The sequence below is a fragment of the Runella sp. genome (assembly GCF_027484545.1).
Classification (GTDB): Bacteria; Bacteroidota; Bacteroidia; order Cytophagales; family Spirosomataceae; genus Runella.
Genome location: NZ_JAIXST010000298.1, coordinates 1 through 10683, shown reverse-complemented (window position 1 = coordinate 10683; position 10683 = coordinate 1). Strand labels below are relative to the sequence as shown.

The 10683-nt window shown below is 41.1% G+C and carries 11 protein-coding genes; 5 read left to right on the top strand and 6 right to left on the bottom strand.

Annotated elements, in window-relative coordinates; all coding sequences use genetic code 11:
• Positions 1-132: 132 nt before the first annotated feature.
• From Q0081_RS26655 to Q0081_RS26640, 4 genes are all read right to left on the bottom strand, one after another.
• Positions 133-792, bottom strand: coding sequence for a hypothetical protein (locus Q0081_RS26655; protein WP_298360792.1), 660 nt, complete (start codon positions 790-792; stop codon positions 133-135).
• Entirely contained in the window at positions 792-1130 is a 339-nt protein-coding gene (locus Q0081_RS26650; RefSeq protein ID WP_298360790.1) for a PadR family transcriptional regulator, read from the bottom strand. The genes Q0081_RS26655 and Q0081_RS26650 overlap by 1 nt, the downstream gene beginning before the upstream one ends.
• Before the next feature lie 318 nt (positions 1131-1448).
• Complete coding sequence (locus Q0081_RS26645; RefSeq protein WP_298360794.1) at positions 1449-1631, bottom strand: Arc family DNA-binding protein; 183 nt, start codon at positions 1629-1631, stop codon at positions 1449-1451.
• 86 nt (positions 1632-1717) lie between these two features.
• Positions 1718-2569, bottom strand: coding sequence for an SPFH domain-containing protein (locus Q0081_RS26640; protein WP_298360788.1), 852 nt, complete (start codon positions 2567-2569; stop codon positions 1718-1720).
• Positions 2570-2820: 251 nt separating this feature from the next.
• Between Q0081_RS26640 and lysS the strand changes: the two genes are divergently transcribed.
• The 5 genes from lysS (at position 2821) to Q0081_RS26615 (ending at position 9127) form a co-directional block, all read left to right on the top strand.
• Positions 2821-4530 (top strand): lysine--tRNA ligase, encoded by a 1710-nt coding sequence (gene lysS / locus Q0081_RS26635; RefSeq protein ID WP_298360786.1) that lies wholly within the window; start codon positions 2821-2823, stop codon positions 4528-4530.
• Positions 4531-4611: 81 nt separating this feature from the next.
• Positions 4612-6288, top strand: coding sequence for an AAA family ATPase (locus Q0081_RS26630; protein WP_298360784.1), 1677 nt, complete (start codon positions 4612-4614; stop codon positions 6286-6288).
• Positions 6285-6863, top strand: a complete 579-nt coding sequence (locus Q0081_RS26625) for a hypothetical protein (protein WP_298360782.1) — start codon at positions 6285-6287, stop codon at positions 6861-6863. The genes Q0081_RS26630 and Q0081_RS26625 overlap by 4 nt, the downstream gene beginning before the upstream one ends.
• Positions 6864-6963: 100 nt before the next feature.
• The gene (locus Q0081_RS26620; RefSeq protein ID WP_298360780.1) at positions 6964-8046 is read left to right on the top strand and encodes a TlpA disulfide reductase family protein; all 1083 of its coding nucleotides are present in this window, start codon (positions 6964-6966) and stop codon (positions 8044-8046) included.
• Positions 8047-8089: 43 nt separating this feature from the next.
• Complete coding sequence (locus Q0081_RS26615; RefSeq protein ID WP_298360778.1) at positions 8090-9127, top strand: ferredoxin--NADP reductase; 1038 nt, start codon at positions 8090-8092, stop codon at positions 9125-9127.
• Positions 9128-9129: 2 nt separating this feature from the next.
• On the opposite strand, the gene Q0081_RS26610 is transcribed toward Q0081_RS26615, so the two are convergent.
• Positions 9130-10287, bottom strand: a complete 1158-nt coding sequence (locus tag Q0081_RS26610) for a cysteine desulfurase family protein (protein ID WP_298360776.1) — start codon at positions 10285-10287, stop codon at positions 9130-9132.
• Between the two features lie 113 nt (positions 10288-10400).
• Positions 10401-10550: a hypothetical protein gene (locus Q0081_RS26605; RefSeq protein ID WP_298360774.1), complete on the bottom strand. Its 150-nt coding sequence runs from the start codon at positions 10548-10550 to the stop codon at positions 10401-10403.
• Between the last annotated feature and the right edge of the window lie 133 nt (positions 10551-10683).

Below are 10683 nucleotides of genomic sequence, written 5' to 3'. Positions count from 1 at the left end.
CGAATCAGTACTAAAGTGCTTTTGCGCTCCTGTTCCACTAAATATTCTATACTTTCGACTATTTTTGTTTCATATTTCATTGTACAAAAATACGACTATCTAATTCTAAATTAGTATTAACTCCTTCTTCATTTACGCTAAAGCCTTTAAATATTTCTCACGGCCATACAACCTTAATTTTTCGTACGATTCAATAACTGCCCAAATCAGCAAAAACGAAACACAATAAGTAATGGCAAATAATAAGGTGTATTGTTCTCGATACATTATCACATATTTTGTGAAAGTATTTAATATTTGAGGAGTCTGAATGAAAATGAAATACCAAGCAATATGATTTGAGGTTGAAAGTTTATTCATCTCTTGGTTGTTCCTCATAAAAACAAAAGCAGAATATCCTAAAGTGCTTATTAAACCTATAATAAACGACGTGTCTTTCGCTGTTTCAATCAATTGATTATCAGCTTTATCTAAGAAGGAATAGATTAACCAGAGCAACAGAAGAGTAAAAATAACTTTGGGCCAACTGAAAAATGACTTCAAACTTTGGATTATATAACGATCGTACTGACGCGCTACTTGGCGGCGTTTTTCATTTACCAAACCATCAAAGCCGGTAAATTTTGAGAGTGTAGAATCAAAAAGTTCTTCAGGTTTTATAGTCATTTGCTCTTCTATGACAGAGGCAATATGATCCACAATTTCCACCTGTACATCATAAAACTCTACACCCATGCCTTCCACATAGCTGTGAATGCGGCTGATGTCAACGTAACTTAACTCCTTCTTCATCAGCCAAGTGACAGTTTGGGATTTAACAACAGTTGCATGTGTTTGACAAAATCAGTGAGTTCTTCCAAACGGTTTACTGTTTCGGTTTCTCCTTTTTCGGTCAATGCGTAGTACTTGCGGGGGCGATTGCCGACGTGCTCGATGCTTACTGTCAGCAGCCCTTTGGCTTCGAGTTTGTGCAATGACGGATACAGTGCCCCTTCGTTAATGACCAATTCGCCATTGGTTTGCTCTTTCACCTTTTGAGTGATTTCATAGCCATACATCCGCTTATTTTCTTCGAGCAATTTCAAGATAATTAGCGAAAGGCTTCCTTTGTATAATTGGGAGTTGTTCATGACGCAAATATACATCAAGAACTGATACATCAAAATCTGAGGTATATTTTTGAGCTAAAAATTTTTGGAACAAGGCAAGGTCTCAATTACTTCAACAATTGACTGAGATTGTTTGCCAAAGTAGCAATGCTGCACACAAAAACAGCAGGTCGTAAGTGATAATCGTCGGCAGTACGATAAAAAAAGGAAATTATTGGTAAGTATTATGGCAATAACTTGCTTAATTACATATCCTTCTCAAAATCCACTATTCCCGTAAATCTGCAAAAAAAGATACGATTACAGGAATAATCTCTACGATGTTCAATAGTAAACTTTTTATTCCGGTTGATTGGCAGGCGGTATTTTTGCCGGCGCCCTGCGTCGCTTTTTGAGCGCATCACTAAGCAGATACTCAATTTGGCCGTTGATGCTTCTGAATTCTTCCTGTGCCCATTGTTCCAATTCTTTCAGCATTTCAGGACTGATTCGGAGTACAAACGGCTTTTTTTCGGTGGCCATTGGATTGAAATTGATAAGTAACACAAACAGGAATGTTTAGATAGCACTTATCTAAACATTCCTGAAATTTGACAACAAAGGGGATTTTAGTTGTACAAAGTCCCTGCATTGATGACCAGACTGACGGATTTTTCACCGCAAAGGACCACTAACAGATTGCTGACCATGGCTGCTTTGCGCTCTTCGTCCAAATGAACAATGCCTTTTTCGGAGAGTTTTGCCAACGCCATTTCGACCATGCCAACCGCGCCGTCCACAATTTGTTTACGAGCCGCTACTACGGCAGAAGCTTGTTGACGTTGTAGCATGGCACCCGCGATTTCGGGTGAATACGCCAAGTGGCTGATGCGTGCTTCGAGTACACCTACTCCCGCCCGAGTCAGGCGTTCGTGTAGTTCGTGTTCGAGCATATCGTTAATTTTTCCTGAGCCATCGCGTAGGGTGATACTTGCTTCTTCGTCTTCAATGGTGTCGTAAGAATAAGAACCGGCCAATTTTCGGATGGCTGCTTCCGATTGAATATCAACGAACTTTTGGTAATCATCCACTTCAAAAACGGCTTGAGCCGTATCACTTACAAACCATACCACAACGGCCGCAATTTCAATGGGATTACCCATTTTATCATTTACTTTCAATTTTTGACCATTCAAGTTACGTGCCCGCAAACTGATTTTACGACGACGATACAGTGGGTTTACCCAGCGCAATCCATTCTGTTTCAAGGTGCCGATATATTCCCCAAAAAAAGTGGCAACGGCCGCTTCATTGGGATTAATAACCGTTAGACCAATCAACAAAATCAGTCCGATAAAAAACAAAAGGATGCCTAAAATAGCGGCTTTCGCAATGAGGGCAAACACAGCGGCTACCCATAACACTAATCCTAAACCAAATAATAAGTAACCGGAAGCAGAGGTAAGTTCTTTTTCTTTCATGATAGTTATGATATTAAAATGATAGCATAATAGTAGCGCACTCTGCCTAAATTTCGCTGCTGAAATGGACAAAAGATTAAGGTATTTGATGAGTGGTTAGAACCAAATTTTACCTTTGTAGTTATTTATGAAAAAGGGACCAAAACCGGATGCAAGCTTTGGTAAAAGCACGTACTAACCGTTATTTTTCTTAATTTTGCGGCCTTATAAAAGCTAAGAGCGGTATTATTTGCCGCAAACTGTCGAATACAATGTTAAGCGAACAAGAACTGCTCCGCCGCCAAAAGCGCGAAGAATTGATGAAAATGGGGATTGATCCCTATCCTGCCGAGATGTTTGAGGTAAATGCTACGGCAGCCGACATCCATAAGAACTATGAAAACGATAAGCTAAATTATAAGGACATCTCAATCGCCGGTCGTTTGATGAGCTTCCGTATCATGGGAAGTGCCTCTTTTGTGGAGATGCAGGACAGCACCGGACGTATTCAGTTGTATTTCCGCCGCGATGATCTTTGTCCTGACGAAGACAAGACACTTTATAATACGGTTTTCAAAAAACTCCTCGACATCGGCGATATCATTGGCGTAAAAGGTTTTGTATTCACGACCCAAACCAACGAAATTTCAATTCATGTACAGGAGTTTAAAATTCTGAACAAATCGCTGAAACCGTTGCCTGTGGTGAAAGAAGCCGATGGAAAAACCTACGATGGTTTTACAGACCCCGAACTGCGCTACCGTCAGCGGTACGTGGATTTGATTGTAAATCCGCACGTTAAAGATATTTTCATCAAACGCGCTAAGGTAATCAGTACCATGCGGCGGATTTTTGATGACAAAGGTTGGTTGGAAGTGGAAACGCCTATTTTGCAGCCCATCCATGGGGGAGCAACGGCGCGTCCTTTCAAAACCCACCACAATACGTTGGATATGCCGTTGTACATGCGGATTGCCAATGAGTTGTACCTCAAACGCCTGATTGTGGGCGGTTTCGACGGCGTGTATGAGTTTGGGAAAATGTTCCGTAACGAAGGGATGGACCGTACGCACAACCCCGAATTTACGTCATTGGAATTTTACGTGGCCTACAAAGATTACCATTGGATGATGGATCTTACCGAGCAGCTTTTGGAAAAAGTGGCTTTGGCGGTAAACGGACAAACCAAAATACAATCGTGGGGCAACGAAGTTGAATTTGTGGGGCCCTATACGCGTTTGAGTATTTTTGAAGCGATTGAAAAATATACCGGTATCAACGTAGAAGGGAAAACCGAAGAAGAACTGATTGCGCAATGCAAAGAATGGGGTATTGAAACCGATGCCACTATGGGCGTGGCTAAATTGATTGATGAAATCTTTGGTGCGAAGGTGGAAGATAATTTGATTCAACCTACGTTCATCATTGATTATCCGGTAGAAATGTCGCCGTTGACCAAAAAGCACCGCAGCAAACCGGGCTTGGTGGAGCGTTTTGAGCTGTTTATCAACGGAAAAGAAGTTGCCAACGCGTATTCAGAGCTAAACGACCCGATTGACCAACGCGAACGTTTTGAAGAACAGCTTCGCTTGGCCGAGCGCGGCGATGAAGAAGCAATGGCGATGGACGAAGACTTTATTCGCTCACTCGAATACGGGATGCCGACAACTTCCGGCATCGGTATCGGAATAGACCGCCTGACCATGATGCTAACCGACCAAACGAGTATTCAGGAAGTGTTGTTCTTTCCTCAGATGCGCCCGGAAAAGAAAGTGGAAATGGCTACGGACTCTGATTACGAAGCGCAGGGCGTGCCAGGTGTTTGGATTCCTGCCTTGCAAAAAATGGGCTTTTTGACCATCGAAGCTCTTAAAGCAGCTAATCCCAACAAGGTATTCAATGACTTAGGCGGTTTACGAAAAAAACTGAAAATAGACGCTCCTATGCCGAAAAAGGAAGAGGTAGAAGGCTGGGTGGCGTAAAAGCTTAAAATATATTTAGTTAGAACCACAAGAAGTACTCTTGTGGTTCTGTATTTTTGGGGGTATTACGATTTATCAATAATGACAAAAGCAGAGGAAATACGGCTACACAATCTTTTCATCAAGTTTAAGAATGAAGGAAAACAACTTGATGAAATTGGAAAGCTATTACCAACAATTGACCCCGCGACTCTTGATAATTGGAACGGAGAATTAGATGAAAAGAAGCAAGAAATAGATAATCTTCCATATGAGTCATCTATAATAGGAATTAATGAACTTGGAAATTATTTATATCAAAATCAGATTTCATTTAATCCAGGGCAATTGGAATTAGCAAAATTTAACCTAACCAGAATCATTTGGACTATTAAAGATGGGCAGCCAGAAAATGAGTTTCAAGAAAAAGCTAAGATATATCTGCCTGTTTTCCAGCAATATTTTTTGGACTTGAATATAAATGTGGATGTTAATACTCAACAAATTTCTGCCAACTATACGTTAACTACTGAGGATGAAAATATAAGAAAATTGGCACGAGAAGCAGTAGAATTTTATGGACAAATTCAGGCCTTTGAAATAACGCACTATAATAATACTCTGATAAAAATAATTACACCGGATACTTTTAAAAATGCCCAAAATATTCTGCCTTACGGTTTAAAAAGGTTGGTTGTAAAAGATTATGAAGGTATCTATAACATTGAATTTAAGGATTCATTACCTATTGATACCAATTGGATATTTTTGATTGGTGAAAATGGGTACGGGAAAACAACCATTTTGCGCTCTATCATCATTGGTTTTGTCGGAGAAAATGATGGGGATATACCACTTTTTTCTCCCAGTTTTAATAATGATAATGGTATTGGAATAGAGTATTTTAATCGCAATAAAAGCGTTATTCATAATGTTGGCCATACGATTGATTCTTTTCCTCATCTCGCTTGCTACGGCCCCTCCCGCCTCCAAATCCAAACGGACCAAACCCAAAACGATATCGCTAAGAAAAGCACAACGACGTACAGCTTGTTCAATTCAGATGGCATTTTACTCAATATTGAGTTTGAACTCTTGATTTGGTTTTTGGAAAAAAGCCCAAAGTTTGAGGCTGTTAAAAAGACATTCCTGCAATTGATACCCTACTTGGCTGATATTGAAGTGGATGTGCCGGCTCGCAGGATTTATTACATTGAAAAAGAGCCTGTTGAAAATGGAGAAACATACAAAAGAGTATCATTTTCGCAACTGGCCTCAGGTTTCCGCAGTATCATTGCAATGGTAGGGGATACGATGATTAGGTTGTTTAAATCTCAGCCTACTATCACTAATCCTTCCGAGTTGGCAGGTATTGTCATTATTGATGAACTGGATTTGCATTGGCATCCCAAAATGCAGCGCGAAATTCCCCAATTACTTTCTAAGATTTTTCCTAAAGTACAGTTTATTGCCTCTACGCATAGTTTAGTGCCGCTTTTAGGCGCTCCTGAAAACTCAGTGCTTTTGAAAGTAAATCGCACCAAAGAAGAAGGCATTACTATCGAAAAAGTGGATGTTGATTTTCAGGCACTTTCATCGGATACTTTATTACGAGATATTTTCGATTTGGAAAAATATATGAGTGATGCCAAAACAAAGGCATGGGAACGATACACCAAACTAAAAAGCCTGATTCATTTTGAAAAAGAGGAAGCTAAAAAACAGGCTTTTATGGAGGAAAGAGAGCGTTTGGGCGATAAATACAATTTTGGAGTATGAGGCGACAAACGAAAAATAAGAATTCGGTAATTGTAAGCAATGGTTGGAAATATCCCAATCATACTACAGAAATTCAAAAACAATTGTTGGCCGAACAAAATGCTATTTGTGCCTATACAGAAACCTATTTGGGGAGAACTGATAAAAAAGAGATTGAGCATTTTAACCCTACTCTAAAAAATACGGAGCAGGATGGGTATCAAAACTGGTTTCTGGTAAAAGCGCAATGGAACAATGAGAAAGGAAGTGCTCCCAGATGGTTAAAACACCAACCGCTTATTCACCCCACTGCCAATGATTTTGAAGACCGAATCATCTACCTTGATGGCGAATACATTTGTGACCCTGAAGATGAAGAGGCTGATAAATTAATTAAGTATTTGAAACTGAATGATGAAGAACTTACTGCCGACCGAAAAAATTATATAGAAAGACGCAGAGAGGCCATAAACAACAGGAATATAACTGCTCAAGAATACTTTGACTCGTTATTCGAAAAGGAACCCAATCGTGTCTATTTCATTCGAGCTATTGAAACTGAATTTGCAATAACTATACAGTTTGTAAAAAACTGAAACATCCATGCTGAAAAAGGAAGAATTTGCCTTTTAACGCAATACGCTTTATCTTGCCACTGCATTTCTACAATCAACTGAAAATCAAAACGCTCTCGCTGTGAAAAAAATCCTCATTCTCTGTTTGTTGGCTTTGCCTATGCTCGCTTTGGCCGAACCTGCCTCATTTACAGTAACAGGAAACATCCAAGGCCTCAAAGACCAAACCATTTATCTCCGCTACGGAAAAACGACTGATTCGCTTAAATCAGCTACTGGAGAATTTTCTTTCAAAGGACAAATCGAAGACATTACTACGGCGTATTTGCGTGTAGGTAAAACGCAAACTTCTTTCTTTTTGGAGAAAAATGCGGTCCTGAAATTTACGGGAGCGTTGGAAGAATTAGAAAATGCGAGTGTTTCGGGCAGTAAAATGAACGAAGATTTGTCAAAATACACGGCTTCCATTGCGGCGCTCAACAACCAAAGACGTCCCGTGATGGCTACGCTCATGGATGCGTACCAAAAGAAACAACCGTACAAAGAATACAGTGACCAAGTAGAAAAAATTGACGAGCAAATCTCTGCCAAAGCCAAAGAATTTGTTCAGGCCAATCCCGAATCTGCGACGAGTGCCTGGTTGGTACGCAGTAAGTTTTTCTACGGTGAAGACAGCGAATTGGCCGGCATGTACGGCTACCTCAAAGGAGAGGCGCTTGCTTCGACGTTTGCCAACGATTTGAAGAAAAAAATAGACATCAATGCGAAAACGGGAGTAGGACAAATCGCAATGGATTTTACCCAAAATGACGTCAACGAAAAACCCGTTTCGCTTTCCTCTTTGCGTGGAAAATATGTGTTGGTCGATTTTTGGGCATCGTGGTGCGGACCTTGCCGCCAGGAAAATCCCAACGTGGTAAAAGCGTATAACCAATATAAAGACAAAGGATTTACCATATTGGGGGTATCGCTCGACCAAAAGAAAGAGCCTTGGTTGAAAGCCATTGAAAAAGACCAATTGACGTGGTCACACGTTTCGGATTTGAAATATTGGCAAAACGAAGTAGCGGTTCAGTACGGTATCAATTCCATTCCGGCCAGCTATCTTCTTGACCCCAACGGCAAAATCATTGGCAAAAACCTACGGGGAGAAGCACTCGCCAAAAAATTGGCTGAGCTCATGCCCGATAAAGAAATTAAGTAAAGTATAATGACAGGCGGGGTTTTTACCTCGCCTTTTTTATGATATGGACCCGACAACCCGCCTTCTACGCGTTGCGCAAATCATTGACGAAGTTCCTGAAGTTAAAACCTTTGTCTTTCAACCCCTTGATGAATCTTGCTTTCAGTACCAAGCCGGGCAATTTCTGACGCTGCTTTTCGATGATCACGGACAGGAAGTTCGTCGTTCGTTTTCATTTTCATCTACTCCCGGTGTAGATGCGTTGCCGGCCATTACCATTAAGCGGGTTCCCAATGGCCTCGTAACGCGCCGATTGCTTGATTATACAAAAGTTGGAGACGTACTCCCTGTTTTAGAACCAGCGGGACGCTTTGTTATTAATGAGAAAGCAACACAGCCCAGACATGTGTTTTTGATTGCGGCGGGTAGTGGAATCACGCCTATTTTTTCTTTATTGAAACAACTTCTTTACCAAGAGCCTCATACGCATATTACGTTGATTTACAGCAATAAATCTGTTGAGTCAACCATTTTTTATGAACAAATTCAAGCCCTGCATCGCGATTATTCAGACCGTTTGAAAGTTGTTTTTTTATGGGGAAACGTCAAAAATCTGCGTTGGGCAAGGCTGAATAATACGTTGTTGGAAGAGTTGGTTCGCCAATATTTGCCGACAATGGCTCCAAAGGATGCGCTTTTTTACACCTGCGGGCCTTTTCATTTTATGCTGATGGTTCAGATTACGTTGCTCACGATGGGTTTTGACAAAGACCAAATTCACCGCGAATTTTACGTGATTGAAGCCAAGTCACCAACCCCAAAGCAATATCCGCCTCAACCCGTACAGTTTAATTTTAAGGGAATTACAAAAACCATTGAAGTCAATAATAATCAGACCATTCTGGAAGCAGGATTGAAAGCCAGATTATCATTGCCCTATACGTGTCGTGCAGGGCGCTGTGGCGCCTGTGCTGCGCTGTGCGTGCAGGGAAGTACAGAAATGGAGTATAATGAAGTCTTGACCGATGAAGAAATCTTTCTCGGTCAAGTACTTACGTGTATGGCGCATCCTTTAACGGATGATGTGAGTATCCAATGGTAAAATTATACCACCACGCATTTATACATTTCCGCCACTGTAGTTACGGCGTAGTCAATATCGGCTTCGGTATTGTATTTGCCGAACGAGAAGCGCACATTGCCACGGTCCGGAGATACTCCCAGCGCTCCTAACACGTGAGAGCCTATTTCGGAACCACTCGAACAGGCACTGCCTCCCGATGCCGAAATCTTGGCAATGTCCAAATTAAACAACAGCATATCGTTGATGTCAGAAGGCGGCAGACTTACGTTCAGAACGGTATAATTACTGCGTTCCAAATTTTCGCAATCGCCGTTGAAGTGAACATCTTCAATTTTTTCACGAAAACCCGCAATCATTCGCTTTTTAAGACTTTCCAAATGCGAACGATGGGCCTCCATATCTCGGTAGGCAATTTCCAACGCTTTGGCCAATCCCACAATTCCGTAGACATTTTCTGTACCGCCGCGCATGTTCCGTTCCTGCGAGCCACCGTGTATATAAGGATGAATCTTGATATTGTTTACGTACAAAAATCCAACGCCTTTGGGACCGTTAAATTTATGAGCGGCTCCTACGATAAAATTGGTTTTCAGTTGCTTTAGATCATGGCGTAAATGCCCGACTGTTTGCACCGTATCGCTGTGAAAAACGGCGTTATATTGTTCACACAAATCTCCGGCGGCATTCAAATCCAATAAATTGCCAATTTCATTATTGCCGTGCATTAATGAAACCAACGAGCGAGGATTGTTTCGCAACAGTTCCTCCAAATGACCCAAATCAACGTGCCCTTTCTCATCAACAGTCACCATGCTCAGCTTGATTTTGCCCAACTTAGCCATGTATTCCAAGGTATGCAATACCGCATGGTGTTCCAAAGGAGAAGTAATAGCGTGCGTTAAGTTGTAATCTTCAATGCTGCACACAATTGCCATATTGTCGGCTTCGGTACCGCCTGAAGTAAAGAAAATTTGCGAAGGAGACGTATTGAGCAGCATTGCTACTGTTTTACGCGCCTGTTCGATAGCCGATTTGACCACGCGTCCATGACCATGAATGGAGGAAGGATTGCCGTATTGCTCGATTATCCAAGGCAGCATGGCTTCAATTACTTCGGGGTCAATGCGGGTGGTAGCGGCATTGTCCAAATAAATACGGTCGGCTACGGAACGAATCATAAACAGAAGAGTGTGTTAATTGTTAAGACAATCAAATGCAAAATTAAGGGTAAAATTTAAACCTACAAACCTATCGAATCGAGTGAGTATTAGGTATTTAAATTCTAAGGTATTCATTTTTTTGAATCAAGGTATTTTTCCAACTTATGCAATACGCGCAGCACGCGGATGGCAAAATAAACTATGGCTATAATGGGTAAAATCCAAATGAGCAACCCTATAAAAATAAAAGTAATTTCCTGACCTCCTAATAAGAATAACATGTTGATTTATGTTAAGATGAAGTTCTTAGAAAATTATTACGGACTACACCCGCACTCGGTTAATACCCGCAAACGAAGGGCTGCAAAATCTACGTAACCAAAGGCCCTCCGAATGATACTACGAATATGGTTG